At 50.2% G+C, this 19,050-nt stretch carries 22 protein-coding genes and 1 tRNA gene; 17 read left to right on the forward strand and 6 right to left on the reverse strand.

The annotated features are described in order from the left end of the window. Window positions 1-1,026, reverse strand: a complete 1,026-nt coding sequence (locus GII36_RS00435; RefSeq protein ID WP_260763594.1) for a hypothetical protein — start codon at window positions 1,024-1,026, stop codon at window positions 1-3. 155 nt (window positions 1,027-1,181) lie between these two features. Between GII36_RS00435 and GII36_RS00440 the strand changes: the two genes are divergently transcribed. The 13 genes from GII36_RS00440 to GII36_RS00500 all read left to right on the forward strand — a co-directional run bounded on the left by GII36_RS00440 (window position 1,182) and on the right by GII36_RS00500 (window position 12,298). Beyond that, window positions 1,182-1,269, forward strand: a tRNA-Ser gene (locus GII36_RS00440). A 95-nt stretch (window positions 1,270-1,364) separates the two neighbouring features. Beyond that, window positions 1,365-2,027, forward strand: a complete 663-nt coding sequence (locus GII36_RS00445; RefSeq protein ID WP_260763596.1) for a fused MFS/spermidine synthase — start codon at window positions 1,365-1,367, stop codon at window positions 2,025-2,027. Between the two features lie 132 nt (window positions 2,028-2,159). Then, window positions 2,160-2,474 carry a spermidine synthase gene (locus GII36_RS00450; RefSeq protein ID WP_260763598.1) on the forward strand — a complete coding sequence of 105 codons (315 nt, stop codon included), beginning with the start codon at window positions 2,160-2,162 and terminating at the stop codon, window positions 2,472-2,474. After that, a complete protein-coding gene (locus tag GII36_RS00455; protein ID WP_260763600.1) occupies window positions 2,471-2,791 on the forward strand; it encodes a hypothetical protein in 321 nt (106 codons plus the stop codon). Before GII36_RS00450 ends, GII36_RS00455 begins: the two co-directional genes overlap by 4 nt. 315 nt (window positions 2,792-3,106) lie before the next feature. Beyond that, a complete protein-coding gene (locus GII36_RS00460; RefSeq protein ID WP_260763602.1) occupies window positions 3,107-5,512 on the forward strand; it encodes a ribonucleoside-diphosphate reductase subunit alpha in 2,406 nt (801 codons plus the stop codon). A gap of 28 nt (window positions 5,513-5,540) precedes the next feature. Then, window positions 5,541-5,717 carry a hypothetical protein gene (locus tag GII36_RS00465; protein WP_260763605.1) on the forward strand — a complete coding sequence of 59 codons (177 nt, stop codon included), beginning with the start codon at window positions 5,541-5,543 and terminating at the stop codon, window positions 5,715-5,717. Between the two features lies 1 nt (window position 5,718). Next, window positions 5,719-5,991 carry a hypothetical protein gene (locus tag GII36_RS00470; RefSeq protein WP_260763608.1) on the forward strand — a complete coding sequence of 91 codons (273 nt, stop codon included), beginning with the start codon at window positions 5,719-5,721 and terminating at the stop codon, window positions 5,989-5,991. Continuing rightward, on the forward strand, window positions 5,991-6,980 hold the full coding sequence (locus GII36_RS00475) for a ribonucleotide-diphosphate reductase subunit beta (protein WP_260763609.1): 990 nt from the start codon (window positions 5,991-5,993) through the stop codon (window positions 6,978-6,980). Before GII36_RS00470 ends, GII36_RS00475 begins: the two co-directional genes overlap by 1 nt. A 78-nt stretch (window positions 6,981-7,058) precedes the next feature. Continuing rightward, on the forward strand, window positions 7,059-7,979 hold the full coding sequence (locus GII36_RS00480; RefSeq protein WP_260763610.1) for a DUF84 family protein: 921 nt from the start codon (window positions 7,059-7,061) through the stop codon (window positions 7,977-7,979). Continuing rightward, on the forward strand, window positions 7,976-8,563 hold the full coding sequence (locus GII36_RS00485) for a class IV adenylate cyclase (protein ID WP_260763611.1): 588 nt from the start codon (window positions 7,976-7,978) through the stop codon (window positions 8,561-8,563). Before GII36_RS00480 ends, GII36_RS00485 begins: the two co-directional genes overlap by 4 nt. A 63-nt stretch (window positions 8,564-8,626) precedes the next feature. Beyond that, window positions 8,627-11,272 carry an SGNH/GDSL hydrolase family protein gene (locus GII36_RS00490; protein WP_260763612.1) on the forward strand — a complete coding sequence of 882 codons (2,646 nt, stop codon included), beginning with the start codon at window positions 8,627-8,629 and terminating at the stop codon, window positions 11,270-11,272. 462 nt (window positions 11,273-11,734) lie between these two features. Beyond that, a complete protein-coding gene (locus GII36_RS00495; RefSeq protein ID WP_260763613.1) occupies window positions 11,735-11,977 on the forward strand; it encodes a hypothetical protein in 243 nt (80 codons plus the stop codon). 27 nt (window positions 11,978-12,004) lie between these two features. Next, window positions 12,005-12,298 carry a hypothetical protein gene (locus tag GII36_RS00500; RefSeq protein WP_260763614.1) on the forward strand — a complete coding sequence of 98 codons (294 nt, stop codon included), beginning with the start codon at window positions 12,005-12,007 and terminating at the stop codon, window positions 12,296-12,298. A gap of 144 nt (window positions 12,299-12,442) precedes the next feature. Here the strand turns inward: GII36_RS00500 and GII36_RS00505 are convergent, their stop codons facing one another. The 4 genes from GII36_RS00505 to GII36_RS00520 all read right to left on the reverse strand — a co-directional run bounded on the left by GII36_RS00505 (window position 12,443) and on the right by GII36_RS00520 (window position 14,185). Further along, complete coding sequence (locus GII36_RS00505) at window positions 12,443-12,805, reverse strand: hypothetical protein (protein WP_260763615.1); 363 nt, start codon at window positions 12,803-12,805, stop codon at window positions 12,443-12,445. 156 nt (window positions 12,806-12,961) lie between these two features. Next, a complete protein-coding gene (locus GII36_RS00510) occupies window positions 12,962-13,183 on the reverse strand; it encodes a hypothetical protein (protein ID WP_260763616.1) in 222 nt (73 codons plus the stop codon). Window positions 13,184-13,643: 460 nt separating this feature from the next. Next, the gene (locus tag GII36_RS00515) at window positions 13,644-13,913 is read right to left on the reverse strand and encodes a hypothetical protein (protein ID WP_260763617.1); all 270 of its coding nucleotides are present in this window, start codon (window positions 13,911-13,913) and stop codon (window positions 13,644-13,646) included. A gap of 53 nt (window positions 13,914-13,966) precedes the next feature. Next, window positions 13,967-14,185, reverse strand: a complete 219-nt coding sequence (locus GII36_RS00520; protein WP_260763618.1) for a hypothetical protein — start codon at window positions 14,183-14,185, stop codon at window positions 13,967-13,969. Window positions 14,186-14,333: 148 nt separating this feature from the next. Between GII36_RS00520 and GII36_RS00525 the strand changes: the two genes are divergently transcribed. Continuing rightward, window positions 14,334-14,717, forward strand: coding sequence for a hypothetical protein (locus GII36_RS00525; protein ID WP_260763619.1), 384 nt, complete (start codon window positions 14,334-14,336; stop codon window positions 14,715-14,717). A gap of 109 nt (window positions 14,718-14,826) precedes the next feature. Continuing rightward, on the forward strand, window positions 14,827-16,107 hold the full coding sequence (locus GII36_RS00530; RefSeq protein WP_260763620.1) for a glucose-6-phosphate dehydrogenase: 1,281 nt from the start codon (window positions 14,827-14,829) through the stop codon (window positions 16,105-16,107). Window positions 16,108-16,184: 77 nt separating this feature from the next. Here GII36_RS00530 and GII36_RS00535 read toward each other — a convergent pair whose 3' ends face one another. Continuing rightward, window positions 16,185-16,463 carry a hypothetical protein gene (locus tag GII36_RS00535; protein ID WP_260763621.1) on the reverse strand — a complete coding sequence of 93 codons (279 nt, stop codon included), beginning with the start codon at window positions 16,461-16,463 and terminating at the stop codon, window positions 16,185-16,187. Between the two features lie 113 nt (window positions 16,464-16,576). On the opposite strand from GII36_RS00535, the gene GII36_RS00540 reads away from it, so the two are divergent. Then, a complete protein-coding gene (locus GII36_RS00540; protein ID WP_260763622.1) occupies window positions 16,577-17,347 on the forward strand; it encodes a hypothetical protein in 771 nt (256 codons plus the stop codon). A gap of 35 nt (window positions 17,348-17,382) precedes the next feature. Beyond that, window positions 17,383-18,984, forward strand: a complete 1,602-nt coding sequence (gene pyrG, locus GII36_RS00545; RefSeq protein ID WP_260763623.1) for a CTP synthase — start codon at window positions 17,383-17,385, stop codon at window positions 18,982-18,984. Window positions 18,985-19,050 lie beyond the last annotated feature (66 nt).

The following is a 19,050-nucleotide window of genomic DNA, read 5'->3' on the forward strand; positions in this document are numbered from 1 at the left end:
TTACGCGTCAGTGTTGTCGATATCAGATTTGCTTTCACCGAAGTGCACACGGGCTTTTTCGTGCTGAGTGGAGCGTCGCCTGCGGATGAGATACCAGCCCACAAAACCGATGACAGTGAGGAGGGCAGACGCCCCAGCCAATGGGAGGAGCGTCATGCGCATCTCTGCTGCGGTAGCGGCTGCGAGCGCGCGTGCAAGCTCCTGGTAGCCTGGTTCGAGGACATACGAATTGACGATAGCGACACCGCTACCTTGAGCGATGAATACTGTAAGTGCCGCCAGCAGTCCACCGATACCGATGACAGCGACACCCCGGAACCTGTGTTTGATCAAGAGCCATAAACTACTAAGTGCGAAGATACCCGCCGCAAAGATGGCGGCCGAATTGAGCATGTTGAGGTACTCGGGGATGTTGCGGGTCTGGCTGATGACGGAATTTGGAATAGTGAGCTGGTCGCTCGACAGCACCCCCTCTTTGATAGTCGGCTGGGATTTTAGGGCGACTAGGATACCGGCGCGGATTTCTTTTTCGCTGAGTATCGACAGGCGACATTGGCCAGTGGCGATGTCGGCCGATGTATTGGTGTAATTACATATGGGTTGGGCGAGGATTTTGGCTGTCATCTCGGCAGCCAGCGAATCGGCCAGCTCGGTGAGCTGCTGCTGCGCGTCTACTCGAAACGTTGCGTCGGGCTGTTTACTGCCCAGCCAGTTGGCCATAGATTCGGTTGCCGGCACTAGTAGCTTGTCGAGATTGTCGTCATCGAAACTTTTGTCGACGGCTGTACGGACGACTTTTTCGTCTACGAGTGCTCCGTAGCCAGTGTCTTGGGCTTCGGCCAGGATTCGCGGCGTGAGGATATCGCCACGCACGATCTCGTACGTGTTGGCGCTACGGGTAATTTTGCGCAGACTACTAGCGTCGCTGACAACTTTTGTTATTGAGTAATTGAGCGTGATGATGGCAATACAGCTCGCGATAATTACACACCATAGACTAAGTCGAACGATTTTGAAAAACTTCATATATCCAGTATACGCGCATTGTTTTTGTCTTGTCACCATACAGGCTGCGTATCGCAACCAATTGATGGCAGTCGAATGTTTGAGTGCGCGTATGATAGAATGGTACAGATTACTCTAGGGGTGTAGGAGTAATTAGCTACTCAGAGAAAAAGTCTGGAGAGGTGCAGGAGTGGTTGAACTGGCTTGTCTCGAAAACAAGTGTGGGGTAACTCACCGAGGGTTCGAATCCCTCTCTCTCCGCCATAGAAATACCGTGACCAGATGGTCGCGGTATTTCTATTTCTTCGATCTCTCTGTAGGCGGACGAGTAGATTTTGTCTGCTGTATACTATTAGTTAATGACACGTCTCCCAACGCGCCTTGAGCTTCTCGCTTTTATCGTCGGATTCACACTTATGACATTTGAGCTGGCTGCGGCACGTATTCTTGCTCCGACGGTCGGGAGCTCTACATATGTCTGGACAAGTATTATCGGCACGATAATCGCAGCACTGAGCTTCGGGTTTTATGTCGGCGGTCGGATAGCGGATGCGCGTGCTCGACGACGAGATGTGATGTGGCTGCTATTAGTGGCGTCTGGGTTAATTGCACTTACAACCGTACTGTATCCTCATGTGTTGCCGTGGCTGGCGGACCTTGAGATCGATGTGCGTGCGCAAGCTGTCATGGCAGCATTGCTACTGTTCGCACCTACTAGTTTCGTGCTCGGTACGATTAGTCCGTACCTGGCCAAACTCAACGTCACTTCACTCAAAACAGCCGGAACTGCTGTAGCAAACCTGAGTATGTGGGACGCACTCGGTGGGATTACGGGCACGTTTCTGGACAGGCTTCGTGCTGTTTGGGTATGTGGGATCGCGCGCAATCTTCGTCGTGCTGGTAGTGGTGCTACTGCTGGCGACTGTGCTACTTGCAGAAAAGTTGTACCGGGGTCAGTGGATTTTTGCCGGCATAGTACTTTATATTGTGGCGCTGGCGCCCACATATGCCCAGGCACTTAACATCGATACGCCGACGGCACACTATACGGTGTTTGACTGGGAATCTGACGGGCAACGTATGCGCGGCCTGGCTATGGGGCCGGGCGGTGTCCAGTCGGGGATACAGGTGAATCGACCCGACGAGCCGGTATTTTGGTACACCAAGCAGTTGGCCGGTTTGATCGCGCAGACCCCAGCGAAGCAACGGATACTCATGCTAGGCGGCGGTACGTTTACACTACCGCAGCAAATAGCGCATCGATATCCTCACTCTCTCATATCGATGTTGTCGAGATCGACCCGAAGCTAGTAGAGGTTGCACGTGAGCATTTCTACTATCGAGATCCAAGCAATGTCACTCTGACTTTTACGGATGCTCGCACATATGTTAATCAGACCAAGCAGCGCTACGACATCGTGGTAGTGGATGTGTATGGCACAACACGGATATTCCGTTTACTTTTATGACACGCGAATATGGTGATGCCTTGCGGCGAGTGGTGCAACCTGGCGGTGTGGTGATGGTCAACATGATCGCTGGTGAGCAGGGCGGATGCCAAGAGCTACTGAGCACACGCGAGGCGCCATATCGCTACAACTTTTCGCAGCGTCTCGTGAGCACAAGTGAAGGAACTCACCCTGATACGTTACATAATATCATCGGTGTATATGGTGAGGCGTTGCCGCAGTACACGGGTTACCAGGATACCCAGATACCGCGTTTTGAGCCATATACAGATGACTTTGCGCCTGCAGAGCGAATCCGTCAGAATTGTGCAGCATAAACGCTACATCTAGCGTTGTAAAAATCAAACAACACACTAGCTTACATGTAACAGAGGCGACTAATCGTGTGGTGAAAAATACCCGCATAAAATTACCAAAAAGGCTTGAAACCCATATATATAGGGTCTATTATCGTAGGTAGACACTACATATGTAGTCAGTCAATAAAACACACATTACGCAAGAAGGATATCGTAAGCGCTACGTCGCTATTCTTCGTTGTGTCCAAGTTCAAAAGAGGTGAGAGACTTATGAGCAAGGCGGGTGGATTATCAATAACATAAAAGACAAGAACGTAGCCAAAGGGGTATAAGATGAACGGAATTCATGTGGTCAAGCGCGACGGCACTCGCGAACCATTTGACGCCAACAAGATCAATCTGGCTCTGGTCGCGGCAAGTGAGGGTTTGCCGAATCAGATTCAGAAAGTTGTCCAGGTTGCAAGCGAACTGCAGTTGACGCTGTTCGACGGGATTACGACCGAACAGCTGGATGAGGCAGTAATTCATACGGCGCTACAAAATGTCAAAGATGATCCAGATTTTGACACGATCGCTGCGCGCCTGCAACTCAAGGTAGATTACAAAAATATCTTGGGGAACTATGAAAACGCCAAAGAGCTCAAGAAGCTCCACGACAAAGAGTTTTTGCCGTACTTGCGCCAGGCTGTCAAAGATGGACTCCTTGACGAGCGCATGGCCGATACCAAGTTTTTTGATCACAAGAAGCTTGCAGCTGCACTTGATCCAGATCGAGACAATCTCATGCGCTACTTAGGTGTTGTGACACGTCGTAATCGCTATAGCCTCCGCAAAAACGGTGTGCGCGTACCACTTGAGGTGCCGCAATACACTGCTATGCGTATCGCTATGGGCCTCAGCCTCTGCGAAGACGATCCTACGACTGTGGCGCTCGAATTTTACGAATATATCTCCAAGCTCGACAGTAACCCTGCGGGAAGCACGCGCATCAACGCTGGTGGTTCGTTCCCACAACTGTCCAACTGCTTCCTCTTCGACATCGAAGACGATATGGAGGCTATCGCTCGTGGTGTCCGCGACACGATGTGGATCGCCAAAGGTACCGGTGGCATCGGTATCGGTATTAGCAAGCTGCGCGCTGCGGGAAGCCCAGTCAAGACGACCAATACCGAAAGTACCGGTCCGATTCCGTTCATCAAAATGATTGATACGGCGCTGTTCGCCGTAAGTCGCAAGGGCAAGAAACAGGGAGCTGCGGCCATCTTCATGGAAAACTGGCACCTCAATTTTCCGCAGTTCCTCGATCTCAAGCAAAACTCTGGCGACCCATACCTCCGTACGCGTATTGCTAACACAGCGGTAGTGCTGAGCGATGAGTTTATGAAGCGAGTAGAAAAAGACCAAGATTGGTACCTGTTTGATCCAGCCGAAACACCAGACCTGGTGGAGCTCTACGGTAGTGAGTTTAGCGCGCGCTACAAAGAGTACGTCAAACTGGCTGAGAAGGGCGAGCTGCGCGACTTTGCGAAGGTTCCGGCTCAGCAGCAATTCCGCCAGATTCTCCAGCAGCTTCAGGCTACCAGCCACCCGTGGCTCACCTGGAAAGACACGCAAAACGTGCGTGCACTCAACAATAATACAGGTACGATTCACCACAGCAATCTGTGTACCGAGATTACATTGCCGCAAGACAAGGACAATACAGCAGTTTGTAACTTGAGCAGTATCAACTTGAGCGTACATCTCCGCGAAGACAAGACATGGGATTGGGAGCGCTTAGAGAAAGCGGTCCGTAGCTCTATTCGTCAGCTCGACAATCTCTGCGACCTGACCAATACACCGATTCCACAGGCTATGAATTCCAACCTGAACAACCGCGCTGTTGGTCTGGGTGTGATGGGCTTTACCGATGTGATCGAGAAGCTTGAATACAGTTATGACTCAGACGAGGCATTTGATCTCATGGATCAGTTGCTCGAATTCATTAGTTACCACGCCATCGATGCTAGTGCAGACTTGGCCCGGGAGCGCGGCAGCTATCCAAACTTCAAAGGTAGCGGTTGGAGCAAAGGCATGTTGCCAATCGATACGCTCGATGTACTCGAAAAAGACCGCAAAGTGAAGGTCAAGATTAGCCGCAAACACCAGCTCGACTGGGACGGCCTGCGCTCAAAGGTGAAAAAAGGTATGCGCAACGCCACACTCATGGCTATCGCACCGACCGCCAACAACGCACATGTGTCTGGTACGACACCCGGTATCGATCCACAGTTCGCGCAGATTTTCTCTCGTGCGACACTCAACGGTAAGTTCCTCGAGGTGAATCACAATATGATTCGCAAGCTCAAAGAGCTCAACCTGTGGGAAGAGGTAAAAGACGAAGTACTGGCCAACCAAGGCGACATCCAGAATATTGAGGCAATTCCGCAGCATATCAAAGACGTCTACAAGACAAGCTTCCAACTTAGCCCCTATGCCTTCATCGAAGTAGCGGCTCGGGCGCAGAAATGGGTCGACCAAGCTATCAGCCGCAACATGTATCTCGAGACACGCGACATCGATGAGTATGTAAATATTTACTCTGAAGCATGGCGGCGTGGCCTCAAGACGACGTACTATCTGCACGTCAAACCGCGGCATCAGGCAGAGCAGAGCACCACAAACGTGAACAAAACAGAAGAAATGGCCAAAAAATCAGGCGGCGCACGCAAAGTCGGATTTGGTTTCGCAAAAGTATAAGCAAGTAACAAATTAGGGGGATAACACAATGAACGCAAACGCAATACTCGACGAAAACATGACACTCGAAGAAAAACTAGCAGCTATCGATCAGGCCATGGCGGCACTTGCTGGCCAGACCAAACAGGTGACCAACGATGACGGTACCGTCACGAACGTACCGATTGATCCAGCGGATGCAACTATGTGCGTGGGGTGCCAGTAAGATGGCATTTGGAGAGACCCGGCTCCAGACGGTGCGCCCAGAAGAAGTGCTACTGGCACCAGATGCATCTGGCCGCCTAGCGCGCGAGATTACCTTTGCAGCCCAGAATCTGGACGAGATCGATGCAGCACTGGCAGACCATGTTAATGGAGATATGACTGTGCAGGTTAACGAGCTATTGGATTCTCGACGGCAAATAGCTTGCGAGCAGCAAGCAGCACGTGCAATTTACGAAGTTATGAACTTTGGCGAATATGAAGAGGAGGTAGCATAATGGCAGGCATATTAGGCACAGGTATCCAAGACGGGCTACTACTCAAACCAGTTCACTACCAGTGGGCGATGGATCTCTACGATCAGGCGGTGGCCAACACGTGGTTTCCAAACGAAATCCAGCTCGGGCAAGATCTCGCTGACTGGAAAAAGATGACAGACGAAGAGCGGCATGCGCTCGAGTTCCTCATGAGTTACTTCAACCCAAACGAGCTGCTCGTAAACAAAGCGCTGGCATTTGGTGTTTACCCGTATGTCAACGCAGCCGAGTGTCACCTGTACCTGGCTAAGCAGATGTGGGAAGAGGCAAACCACTGCATGAGCTTCGAGTATGTGCTTGAGACATTTCCGATTGATCGCGACAAAGCCTATGCGGCACATGTAGAAGTACCAAGCATGGCAGCCAAAGAAGCGTTTGAGACCAAATATATCAAACGCATGACGGAGGAAACGCTCGATATCACTACCACCGAAGGCAAAAAAGACTTCGTGAAGAATCTGATCGCCTACAATATCATTCTCGAAGGTATTTGGTTTTATAGTGGCTTCATGGTTGCACTCAGTTTCCGCCAGCGCAACTTGCTACGCAACTTCGGTAGTCTCATGGACTGGATCATCCGCGACGAGAGCTTGCATCTCAAATTTGGTATCAACTTGATCCTCACTACACTAGAGGAAAACGAAGACCTGCAGACACCAGAGTTTGCCGAAGAGATCAAGCAGATGATCCTCGACGCAGTAGAGATGGAAGAGCAGTACAACCGTGATCTATTGCCAAAAGGTATCTTGGGGCTCAATGCCGACTATGTGAACCAGTATGTACGTTATCTCACCGATCGTCGTTTGGAAGAGCTTGGTTTTGGCGCGCACTACAAAGTCAGCAATCCAGCCAAATGGATGGCCGCAGCAAACGACACGCTTGAGCTTGTCAATTTCTTCGAGAGCACCAATACTAGCTACGAAGTCAACGCGACCAAAGACAAGAAATAACAATTAGGTACATTACAACTAGGCGGCGCACGAACGAAGGGTGCCGCCTTTTGTATTTTTCGAAAAAAAGGAGCAGCTATGAAACTGACACTCTGCGGGTCGATGTCGTCGCGCGAACTGATGCAGGCGACTAAATCAGACCTAGAACAACGTGGCTACCAGGTGGATAACCCGGATTTTGCCGAAGACTCATTGCACGTTGCATTAGAGCAGGACGTGGACAAAAAACGTGGTTTTATCGACCAGCACTTCGCCAAAATCGACACGTCTGACGCAATTTTGGTCGTCAACGGCGAGAAAAACGGCGTCGCAAACTACATCGGTGGCAACACTCTCATGGAAATGACGTATGCGTACGCTCATGGGCTCGAGGTGTTTGTACTAGGTGATGTACCAGACGTGTCGTTTCGTGACGAGATTCGTGGATTGCAGCCGATTCTACTTCGTGGCGAACTCGATGCTCTGGACGACTACGTGGCATCGTTGCCTCTGCTGTATATGAGTACCGAAAGCCTCATCAAGCACACCGCTGTCAGTCGTGCTATGCGTCGGGCGGGTATGCCAGTGCGTATTAATGGTAAAAAGGTTGATTCAGGTGTGAGTGAGCAGCCAATGACGATCGAAGAAACCTACGAAGGAGCGATGAATCGCCACAGTAACCTAAAGAGACTTGGTGTTCAGGCGAGCTACTATGCAACAATCGAGAGTGGACAGCATCCCGCACATGTCAATCATAGCCTGTTTGGCTGTGATGTGGTGGTCATCGAAAAAGAGGGGAGCAACGCAAAAATTGGTATCGACCTTGACCTTGAATTTCCGCAGGAAATGCTCGATAAAGTCCCAAGTCAGTACCCTGATCTGGGCGTGCTCGTTCAGCAAGAATACGGAGCTGTGTCAAAAGACCCGTTTCCATACTTTACAAATGGCCGTGTGACTAGGCAGAAGGTACTCGAGGATGCTGCTTATAAAGTTGCCGTGCAGCTACCGGAGCTAGCATGAAAACTGAGATAGAGGTGAAGTTTTGCCAGGTGGAAGTGGACGGTATGCGAGTTCGCCTCGCTGCGGCTGGTGCAGTATGTGTGCAGCCCATGCGTCTCATGCGCCGCCGCGTATTCTACCTGGTAGATCGCGCCAAAGATGCGTACCTGCGTGTGCGTGATGAAGGCGACAAAGTCACCATGACATACAAAGAGTTCGACGGTCAGCAGGGACTCCATAGTGCGCAGGAAATCGAGATCGTCGTGAGCGATTTTGATGCTACTATAGAGATGCAGCTACAAGCCGGTCTAGTACCCAAAAGCTACCAAGAAACCCGCCGTGAGACGTGGCATATGTCCGACGGCACAGAGGTAGTGATAGACGAGTGGCCATGGCTACGGCCATTTATCGAGGTAGAAGGCGAGAGCGAAGAGGCGGTACGAACAGCGGCGGACAGTCTGGGCTTTGACTGGGGCGACGCGGTGTTTGGTGCTGCTACTGCCGCCTATCGTCAGCAATACACGCACCTGTCGGACGATTTCATCATGGATCAGCTGCCAGAGATTCGGTTTGATGCGCCAGTGCCGGAGCAACTACAAATATAGTTTTAATATTTTTCAAAAATATAATTCATGCTACACTAAATCCATAATTATGGAGGGGTGAGTGTGAACGTACGATTATTTGCCGGTGCCGCAGTGCTGGTTTTGTCTATTGTAGGGGTGGTTCATGCCGATTCATACGCGGTAGAAAATCTGAGATGGGATGACGTGACGGGCGCAACCGTGACGTCGGGCTTCAGTCTGGAATCCGAGCGAAAGTCATGGCATTTTGGCAATTGCCGCGAAGAGCAAGGCGAAGTAGAGGGCTACTCTCCGAGGATATCAACCACACTCTGCGTAGTACGGAGCGCAAACCTTGCTTTTGCATCGTATAGTGACGGAGGTTCACAGCGATACGCCGCCAAGCTGGCGTCGGATACGGTCTTTCACTTGATCGATAATACATACTTGCCTGCAAATCCCCTCTTGTTGGCAGATGACACGTTTTTGACGTTGAATTTTGCTGCTGGCCCACCGCAACTTGTAACTATTGGCGCTGTACACACTAAGCTGATAGAAAAACAGATCCAGTCGGGTCCGGATACTTTTCGCAAGGTGTACGCCGTCGATGCCTCTCAGGGTGTTACCGTGACCGATGCGAGTGGCCATGCGCTTTTTGCGGGTGCGGTCGCTGTCTCGACAAACGGGCGCTACGCCGCCTCTGCTGTATATGGTAGCGGTATCGTGCGTATTGACTTGCAGACAAAAAAGGCCAAGCTGATCGCAAGCAACAGGGTCAATTCACAGAATCAAAATATCCAACTCGCGATTTCTAATGACGGCTCACGTGTTGTCGTGTCCGATCAAGATCTTGGCAAAAGCAGCGTATATATGGTCGGTGACGCGTGTGGCCGCTCTGATTTCTATGCCAATTCGAAAATTGATCAGCCATGCCCATCGATTGATTTTTCTACTGAACTATCTAACGCAATGGATAAGCGAAGCGCGTATCGTGCGGTCATTGGTGCCGATGATACGGTCAACTTCTATTATTGGGATTCGAGTCAGTCGCTCGGCCGCATGGCTATTGTGAAGCCAGATTCGACTAAACTTCGCCTACAGTATTTGGCACTAGGGGACTCATATTCGAGTGGTGAAGGTGATACAGAGAAGACGGCATCGGGCGGCAAGTACTACCGTGATTTTACCGACAAAGAAGAGGATACCCTTGTGAGAACACCACGCGAGAAGTGTCATATTAGTACTAGGTCATACCCGTACTTACTTGCGGCAGATATGGGACTTGGTAGTCCAGCTACGAACTCGACCACCAAATGGCAGTCGGTGGCATGCTCGGGCGCGCAAACATATGATATTGCAAATAGTGACAGTGGGTATCTTGGTCAAGGCTGGGGTGGCAAGGACCCGGGACGACCAAGGCTGCAAGGCTATGTTGATGCGACACAACTGCAGACCCAGGCACTCAGTGATTTTATACCTGGACGCGTGCAGCAGATTGAGTTCGTGAAGAAGTATCGGCCGAAGGTGATCACGCTGACAATGGGCGGAAATGATGCAGGATTCGGTGCAATTATGGACGCCTGTGCCAACCTCACTTCGCCAGGAACATGTGATTTTGCAACACTCGACAGACGTCAGAAGCTCAAAAATGGCCTGTTGGATATTTATGATGATCTCGTAGAGACTTATTCAACCGTGCGTAATGTTACTGGCGGCCAGTCAAAGATATATGTAGTTGGCTATCCTCAGTTTATTAATGGAGCCCAGGGGGCTAAATGCAAGAACACGCTCAATTTGAATGATGAAGAGCGAAAAATGATTTATAACTCAGTAGAATATTTCAATAATATAATCGAATCTGCCGCACTTAGGGTGGGCGTCAAGTATCTTGACGTTGAGGATTCACTAGGTAATTACAGGCTGTGTGACAATTCAAAAGATGAAGATAAAAAAGTCACAGCGATCACTGGCTACATGGGGTGGAATGGCAACGACTTGCAAGAAAGCTTTCATCCAAATGCAAAAGGGCAGAGGGCAATGGCTAGTAGTATTTCGCAACTACTCGACGGTAAGAGCCTGAGTAGCTATACCTGGTGTTTAAATTCGCAGGCTGTGTGTCCGGATAGCGCGGCCTCCTCTAGTGCGGTTCATACGCCAGCGGGAGGGTATTTCGAAGACGGTGCGTCGACTGCCGTGAAGCTAAAAAAGAAAGATGTTGCGGCGAGGGAGGTGCAGAAAGGTGGCTCGCTTGACCTTAAACTTATGACTGGCGCGGGAGTGCCAGGGTCTACTTTCTTGGTCACTCTACACTCTGACCCAGTTAATTTGGGCAGCCTAACTTTTAATTCCGACGGCGGGGCATCTGCAACTGTCTCAGTGCCCGAGTCAACTCCAGCTGGCTACCATACGCTTGTTCTGGCGGGTGAAGCACCTGGCGGTGAGCAAGTTGAATACTATCAAAGTATTCTTGTCGTCGGTCGAGATCAGAGCGATCTAGACGATAATGGTACGCCAGACTCACAGCAGGCCTGCGGGGTATTTGTTGCAACTGCGAATCAAGATGTCGATCGTGACGGTATTGACGATGCTTGTGACAGCGAGGTTATTCAGCCAACTGAGACGACCCCGACAAATCCATCGACACCGACGGTGCCGACCCCTAGCCCCAGCCTTATACAAAAGCTTACTTCATTCATAACGAGTGTGTTAAAATCTATCATAACGGTATTGTATAAGCTATTCTTGTGCTAGATCGAGAGAATATCCAAAGGAATAAGATGAAAGATAAAACAAAAACATCTCTGATACTGGCGCAACTAGGCTGCTTGGCGAGCTTACCCCTGTTTTACTATTTTGTAGGTCCGGTGCTATCGTCACAGGGCTCGCGCGCATGGTTGGCGGGTGTTGCGGCGATCGCTGCTAGCGTAGGAGTCGCACTGTTCGGTACAGTGGCGCTGAAGCGCTTATCCGGTATATCTAAAGTGTATGGTCTATTAGGGATATGCGCGTCAATAGCTTACTTGCTGTATGGTATCTTTGCACTTACTTTCCACCTTTAGCTTTAGTTGTAACTTTTGAAGGTTTTGCGTATACGAAAAAGCCAGCAACTAATTTCGTTGTAATCGTCTCAATGCTAGTAAGTGTTCTTTGGTTATTTCGGGTGAGATGTATATGGGTGGTGTCCTGATACTGTCGCTATCTGTACTCGTTTCGATGATAGTTATATTTCGTAGACACGCTATCTCTACGCATCTAGATAGGTTGGGTGTGCTATCTTGGGTGGCACTGGCGATCTGGATCTTTATTGTTGCAAACTTTCTGTTGTTGATTTCTGGAGCAAATCCGTTTGGCACAGGGCTCGACGGTTTGGGTAACTGGGCAAAGATGAGTGCTGTGCTCGGTGTCGCAGGTATTATCGTCACAAGCACGCAACTTGTACGCACAAGCCGACGGTAGAATATGCAAGCTAGAAAGGGTAGGCAGATGAGTAAAGCAGGAGTAACTCCCGAAGCAAACTTGGCGTCTATTACCAGCACGGTGACCCTCCTGCCCTTAATTGGTCTATTTATTGTCGCCGCAATAAACACTGAGAGCAACTATCGTCTTGCCGGTACCATCGCGGGCTACGTCATGTACATGAGCCTATTGTGTTCCGCGGTGCTTTTCTTGGCAATATTCAAATTGCCAGGCAAGAGCAAGGTTCTACCTATTGTCGGGCTGCTACTTGCTCTCGCAGCCAGCGGCGCTGCATACTTAACTCACTGGTTTAATGTGTAGACCGATAGGTCCAATCTAAATTAATATCCACCTTATAAAAAACCTTACACTAATGCCGAGGCGACTTGCTTAACCTCGAAAGCAAGTCGCCCGCATCGATCTCTCGAGACGGGCGTCTGCTAGTAGGGGCAGGGCGAACCTCACTCAGGCTAGGGACTTGCGAAGCGCGAGTACCGCGCAAAGAACTTGTTGTGTTGCCTTGGCTGTTCTTGTGGTGGAGTCGAGCTCGCATACAGCACTTGTAAGGTCGCGACTCAAGGCCTCCGATAGTGCCGACGATCGCAGCACTTTCTTTGCTCGGCTGGACAATTCAGCAGCTTCGCTGCACCATGCATTCAGCATGCCGGCGCAGTCGATTCCGCGCCAGCGATCGAACATCGAAGACGTGTCTTTGGCGAGAATTTGCTCGGCAATTTCCATCCGGCCATCTACACCGTGATTGGCGAGTTTGTACCGAATCTGATGCAGCAGTGAACGAGCCCGCCAGTTGACATACGTGCACTTCATGTCGCGCCATAATGCGGAGAAATCCGCATCATGAGGGTAGTGACTCAACGGCGTTGTCATAGCCGCTCCCATCTTCTAGCAGGGACACCTCGGAATGAGGATGTATATTACCCTACAACGTACGTATGTATAAGTCAATCTTTTGGAGAAAGTATGCTAGTAGTTTTTTAGCTGCTCTACTGCCTCTAGCAGGCTCGTCTTTACGTCGCCGAAATAGATCTTGCAGTCCGCATGTACACGGATGTCGGTCAAGCCATCTTTGGTAGCTGGAACCGTAGCAGCAGGAGGATCAGTAGTTGCGGAATGAGGGTTTTCGCTTTTGGTGAGAGATACAATCTTGTCGCATGTTGGGCTCTCATCTTGAGTTTGTTGTCCCACTGTGGAGTTGACGCTGAAGTAGAGTGACTCGTGGTTTTTTAGACTGAAGTAATCGTACCGCAACTCCCTGGTCGTATCGGTGAGTGGCAAATATATCTTGGCCTCGGGGATATAGACTCTGTTTTCTGAGACATCTATGACCGGATATTTGTATCTCTTTTGCTCGGATTCATTTACTAATGTATAGATGCGCTGTGAAGAAATTTCGGAACTATCATTGTGGCTCTTTATGATATACCACAGCGATACTATCTGTGCCACCAAGAGGAGCATGACTACGACCCAAAGTACGAGTAGAGATTTATTTCTTTGTAGTTTTTTTGTTGTAGAGTGTTTTTTGCTCATAAAATTATAGTAGCACGGTCATGCCTAGTCTAGGAAAGCAGAAGTGCCCCGATATCCCGGGAGCACTCCTGCTGGAGCGGCCTTCCCTGGCGGGGCACAAAATTGGTAGGTGCGCTTATGCCACCTTCAGTCCCAGAAGGGTCTGAATTCCACCGTGCGCGCCGTTGAGATAGATGTTTTCAAAAGCACATCTTTCGTCGTAGGGGCACGACATGACATCATGGATGTACTGCCATGATGTCACTGGGTCTCCATCCGACACTAATTGGCGGAGGCAGCACGCTTCGTGGAAGCATGTGCGAAACTGGTCCACATGGCGCTCCAGGTAGTCCTGTACGGCCTTGGCCTGCTCTTCGGTCCATTTCTCCGCATCAACTTCACACATTTGACTTCCTCTCTAGGGGTAGTGACTACAGGTATGTACGAGGGATTCGCGGGCTAGACCGTGCCATTTGCCATGAGCCGTGCCGTCACAAGGTGGGCGGCGAAGTTGTCGTCATGCATCGGTTCGCCATTTTTGGTGGCCGCGTAAATTGTGCGCGGTAACTGAGCACGGAGATAGCCTGTCGGCCATGGCCAGCGAGATTGTTTGCGTCGCCAGATTTTGTTGACAAGCTCGGCAAGCTTTTGCCTGTTTTCGTCAGTTTGTGACCTCATAGCTGCACCTTCTTCTAATAGGTTCTCCCGGTAATATGGGATATTATAATCTTACAATATTTAGTATAAAAAGCAACGCAACCATTGCTTTTAATTGAATTATATTTTATGATTATGAAACCTGTCCACTAGTGAAAGGTAAGAAAAGATGGGTGCAAAAAGAGGCCGTCCGGCACTCGAAGGGATGCTATATGCCCCGCCGGCAACTTTCTGGGAACAAGCGCTCGCGGCACACGGCAATCCGTCGTATGTGCGTCGGCTCAACCGTGATACGGGACGAGAGGTGCTGTACTGCGTGGGGAACTGGGCAAATATCGAGCACTTTTCGTTCGCTGTCGTTGCCGAGTTTCATCAGCCGAGTCCAACGAGGTACTATGGGCCTCCAGCTACGCTCTATCTGGCCACTGGCCTAGGGCAATACGTGGCTAGTATTCAGCAGGGTGCTTCGGAGCCTGAGTTGCTGCACCCGGCTTTCGACATGGAGTCGGTGATGATCGCGCTGTCGCTGCTCGCTTTTGCAGAAGCAGTGTGAGTGCATCCCCTGCACGTATGAATTTTCCGGACACGGACAGGAAACCCGACCAATTTGCGCTACCATGGTGCGAGGAGGTCGGTTTTTCTTTGCGGTATAATAGATACATATGACTACAAAACTCCTCATCTTCGGTATTACGGGCGACCTGAGCCGCCGCAAACTCATCCCTGCGCTAGAGCGGATCGTGCAGACAGGCACTTACACGGATCTCGAGATTATCGGTGTGTCTCGGCGCGAAGTGGACGTAGCGATGCTCATGCGTGAGCCGCAGCTAGTGGAGCGTACTCGTGTAGTAACGATGGATCTCACAGTAGCCTCAGACTATGAACGGCTCAAGTCGGAAATAGGACTGAGTGAGGGCGACCAATTGTTGATTTACCTCTCCGTACCGCCGACCGCTTCTGGCCAGATCGTGCAGCTTCTCGGTGGGGCAGGTCTCAACGACGACCGAGTAAAACTCATGCTCGAGAAGCCGTTTGGTACCGATCTGGAAAGTGCACGAGCCATGGCGGAGCGTATCGGCGAGTGGTTTGACGATGAACAAGTGTACCGTATTGATCACTATCTTGCCAAAGAGATGGCGCAAAATATCGTAGCGTTTCGCGCACATAACGCACTGTTTGCTCATGTGTGGGACAATACGGCAATCGAAAAAATCGAAATCCATGCATACGAGTCTATAGATATCGAAGGACGAGCGCAGTTTTATGAACAGACAGGTGCGCTACGCGATATCGTGCAAGGCCACCTGATGCAACTCCTTAGCTTGGTGATTATGGATATCCCTGGCGATATGCACTGGAGTCAGGTGTCGCAGCATCGTCTCGGTGCCTTGCAGAGTCTGCGACCTGTCGACACGACAAAGACAATTCGGGCGCAATATGTTGGTTATCAGGATGAAGTCGAAAATCCTGGCAGTAGCACCGAAACATTTGTGTCTGTGGAGCTTGAGAGTGATGCGCCGAAGTGGCAGGGCGTTCCACTGTATCTCGCGACGGGTAAGGCGTTGGATCAGAAACTGACCGAGATAAAAGTGCATTTCAAGAAATTTCATGATGCGCAGACGAACTGTCTCGTGTTTCGCATTCAGCCAGAGGAGGGTATAGAAATCGCGCTTAATACACTTAAGCCAGATTATGAGTATGAATATGAAGAGACTCGACTTTCGTTTAATTATCCTGCGGGTACAGTGTTACCCGAAGCATACGAGCAGGTTATTGTCGACGCGATTCGTGGTCATAAACACATCTTTACGTCGAGTGCCGAAGTGATTCGTAGTTGGGAGGTGTTGCAGCCGCTGGTAAGTGAATGGTCCATGCAAAGTGCATGTGAGACACTGTATGAGAAAGGTAGTTCTGCTGAGCAGATTACCTCTTTAGCTTCGTAGTCGCACGAAAGTGAGTAACTATAAAGTGAGATGCCCCGTAGCTGGCTGCTACGGGGCATGGTGGGTCTTGGAAGACCCTAGGACGAGGAGATGATCAGTGCTTTGGTGCCACGCATGGTGTCGTCGCACGTAAACAAAGCCTCGCTTTCGGCATGTTCTGGGGTGGCAAGCTGTTCGATGTTTCTCACATAGAACACGGAACTTGCTCCTCTGTTATCCACACCTCCAAGCGCGAACATTTGCTGTGCGTCACCGGCGGCCTCTACGAGGCGTGCTTCAAGCCCTCTGTGGGGCAGAAGTTTGTACTTCTCATTGTCCATCCCAGGACGTAGTAAAACGAGACGTAGCACAATCACTCCTTCGAGTCCCGTACAACACTTTGCTGTACATATACTATTATACAACGTTTGTTTGATAAGCATAATAATATTGACATTTACAACAATAAATGATATATTTTAGGTAGACTATGTCAAAAGAAAAATCACCAAAAAGCTTGCAAAACGACCACTCTGAAATGCACTACACGCACGGTGTGTTTCATTATCCTGAAGATAACATCACAGTTGTCACGCAGCCAACATTTGAAGACACACTTGAAGCAATAGCCGATCAGCCAGCAAACAATACTACTATTGTCACACCTGAGCTTGCGTTATTAAATGACGATGAATTTCATGATTTTTCACTTGAGAAACAAACGGATGCCATGCTAAAAACGCTCAATGAGCGATTTTGTCGATTAAAAGGTGTATCTTATGATACCTCGAATGCAATTATGATAGGGGCGCCCCTGCAGTCTCCTACGCGCACTGGCTACAATAATGGGGCGGCAGTGTTTCAGTATGGATCAACGACACACCTACAACGTAAGAAGCACCCTGGCCCGTACGAAGAAGAGCTCGGATGGTTTGAGTATAATGCGGATCAAAACCCCTACCATAAGTTAGGCGCGACAGGACTTATTTGCTCTGAACTGATCTTTGCGATTACGCTAGAGAAGAAATTGAGAAATAGCACAGATAAAATTCTGATGCCTGCGGCATGGGGAGTGCCGTCCATGACTCCTGAGATTGCCGCCGCATACGGAACGACCGATCAATATAATCAATATACGCTTGATACTGCAGCATCTATGGCTGCAGAAGACATACCTAATCTAAAAAGTATTTACATAGCTGATCGAGTAGTTGACGGAGCGTCCCCGCAATCGGGTAAAATCAACATAGCCAGAAAGTAGTCGGCCACACTTACTTAGTGCTATAATAAAATCCCATGGAAGGTGAGACCAACATGGGACAATCTAAGAAGTATATTTTTGTGACTGGCGGCGTCCTCTCTGGCGTTGGTAAAGGCATCACAGCGGCAAGTATGGGCGCGGTGTTGCAGGCCAAAGGTATCAATGTATCGATTCAGAAATGTGATCCGTATCTCAATGTAGATGCGGGTCTTTTGAATCCAGCGGAACACGGCGAGTGTTTCGTAACAAAAGACGGCGCCGAGACAGACCTCGATCTGGGGCACTACGAGCGCTTCCTCGATCTGGAGCTGACGCAGAAGAACGCGACACTGAGTGGCAAGTTGCTGAGCAATCTCATTGCCGACGAGCGCGCCGGGAAATTCGGCGGTAAGACAGTGCAGCTGGTGCCGCACTTGACTGGCGCGATCCAGGACGCGATCGAACTTGCTGCCGATGGCAGTGACGTACATATAGTAGAGATCGGTGGTACAGTAGGCGACTACGAAGGCCTGAGCTTCGTAGAGGCAATTCGTGAATTCGCAGGGCGAGTTGGCCGCGAAAACTGCCTATATGTGCACGTTGTCTATGTGCCATTCATCGGCACAAGCAAAGAATTCAAGACCAAGCCAGCGCAAAACGCGCTCAACGAACTGCGTGGCTTTGGCATCGTGCCGGACTGCGTAGTGGTGCGCACTGATGATCCGGCGCCTGCTGGTGTGGCAAAGAAAATCGCCATGTTTAGTGGTGTCAGCGAAGACGCGGTGATTATGCTGCATAATGCTAAGACAGTGTTCCAAATCCCTCTTATCATCGCTGACAGCGGCGTATTGAATGTGTTGAACAAGTTTACAGGTAATGACACTACGCCTGATCTGAAGAAGTGGCAAGATATTATGTTGGCTCAGAGTACTGTGCGTGAACGCGACGTGACGGTGGGGCTGGTAGCAAAGTATATGGACAATGAAGATACCTATATATCGGTGCTCGAAGCACTCAAAAGTGCGGCGTGGCATACCGAAGTGAACCTGGAGATCAAATGGATCAACGCAGAGACGGCGAGCGACACGGATTTTGACAGTGTAGATGCACTATTGGTACCAGGTGGGTTTGGCGAACGTGGTGTCCCGGGCAAAATCGCAGCGGCTGATTACGCGCTTCGTACCGGCAAGCCGTATCTAGGTTTGTGTCTTGGTTTGCAGGTGGCGGTTATCGCAGCGGCACGACGCGGCGGGTTAGCCGACGCCCATAGTGCTGAATTCGACAAAGCAACTGAGCATGATGTGGTCTACATCATGGCTGGACAGGAAGGCAAAGAGTCGACTGGCGGCACACTCCGTCTCGGTGATTACGACGCTGTACTGCGAGATGGTTCAAAGGCAGCGACAGCATACGGCGCGACAGAAGTGGTAGAGCGACACCGCCATCGCTACGAGGTGAATCAGAAATTTGTGCAAGAGATTGAACAGGGTGGGCTAGTGATCAGCGGTACTTCACCCGACGGCAAGCTCGTCGAGTTTGTAGAATCACCCGAACACCCATACTTTGTCGCTACTCAAGCTCACCCAGAGCTCAAGAGTCGGCCAAATAGGGCGCATCCACTATTCGTAGGCGTGCTTCGTGCGGCGAGCAAGAGATAGACTGACCGATAGGTACACACGAGGCGCGACTCGTCAGACTGGGGCGATGCTAAAGAGCTGGCGGGC

It is taken from the genome of Candidatus Mycosynbacter amalyticus (assembly GCF_025273655.1).
Taxonomy (GTDB): Bacteria; Patescibacteriota; Saccharimonadia; order Saccharimonadales; family Saccharimonadaceae; genus Mycosynbacter; species Mycosynbacter amalyticus.

Excerpts from the sequence above, each read along its gene's own strand:
- GII36_RS00435 (WP_260763594.1), bottom strand. The coding sequence starts at position 1,026 with ATGAAGTTTTTCAAAATCGTTCGACTTAGTCTATGGTGTGTAATTATC.
- GII36_RS00445 (WP_260763596.1), top strand. The coding sequence starts at position 1,365 with ATGACACGTCTCCCAACGCGCCTTGAGCTTCTCGCTTTTATCGTCGGA.
- GII36_RS00455 (WP_260763600.1), top strand. The coding sequence starts at position 2,471 with ATGACACGCGAATATGGTGATGCCTTGCGGCGAGTGGTGCAACCTGGC.
- GII36_RS00460 (WP_260763602.1), top strand. The coding sequence starts at position 3,107 with ATGAACGGAATTCATGTGGTCAAGCGCGACGGCACTCGCGAACCATTT.
- GII36_RS00465 (WP_260763605.1), top strand. The coding sequence starts at position 5,541 with ATGAACGCAAACGCAATACTCGACGAAAACATGACACTCGAAGAAAAA.
- GII36_RS00470 (WP_260763608.1), top strand. The coding sequence starts at position 5,719 with ATGGCATTTGGAGAGACCCGGCTCCAGACGGTGCGCCCAGAAGAAGTG.
- GII36_RS00475 (WP_260763609.1), top strand. The coding sequence starts at position 5,991 with ATGGCAGGCATATTAGGCACAGGTATCCAAGACGGGCTACTACTCAAA.
- GII36_RS00480 (WP_260763610.1), top strand. The coding sequence starts at position 7,059 with ATGAAACTGACACTCTGCGGGTCGATGTCGTCGCGCGAACTGATGCAG.
- GII36_RS00485 (WP_260763611.1), top strand. The coding sequence starts at position 7,976 with ATGAAAACTGAGATAGAGGTGAAGTTTTGCCAGGTGGAAGTGGACGGT.
- GII36_RS00495 (WP_260763613.1), top strand. The coding sequence starts at position 11,735 with ATGATAGTTATATTTCGTAGACACGCTATCTCTACGCATCTAGATAGG.
- GII36_RS00500 (WP_260763614.1), top strand. The coding sequence starts at position 12,005 with ATGAGTAAAGCAGGAGTAACTCCCGAAGCAAACTTGGCGTCTATTACC.
- GII36_RS00505 (WP_260763615.1), bottom strand. The coding sequence starts at position 12,805 with ATGAAGTGCACGTATGTCAACTGGCGGGCTCGTTCACTGCTGCATCAG.
- GII36_RS00515 (WP_260763617.1), bottom strand. The coding sequence starts at position 13,913 with ATGTGTGAAGTTGATGCGGAGAAATGGACCGAAGAGCAGGCCAAGGCC.
- GII36_RS00520 (WP_260763618.1), bottom strand. The coding sequence starts at position 14,185 with ATGAGGTCACAAACTGACGAAAACAGGCAAAAGCTTGCCGAGCTTGTC.
- GII36_RS00525 (WP_260763619.1), top strand. The coding sequence starts at position 14,334 with ATGGGTGCAAAAAGAGGCCGTCCGGCACTCGAAGGGATGCTATATGCC.
- GII36_RS00530 (WP_260763620.1), top strand. The coding sequence starts at position 14,827 with ATGACTACAAAACTCCTCATCTTCGGTATTACGGGCGACCTGAGCCGC.
- GII36_RS00540 (WP_260763622.1), top strand. The coding sequence starts at position 16,577 with ATGTCAAAAGAAAAATCACCAAAAAGCTTGCAAAACGACCACTCTGAA.
- pyrG (WP_260763623.1), top strand. The coding sequence starts at position 17,383 with ATGGAAGGTGAGACCAACATGGGACAATCTAAGAAGTATATTTTTGTG.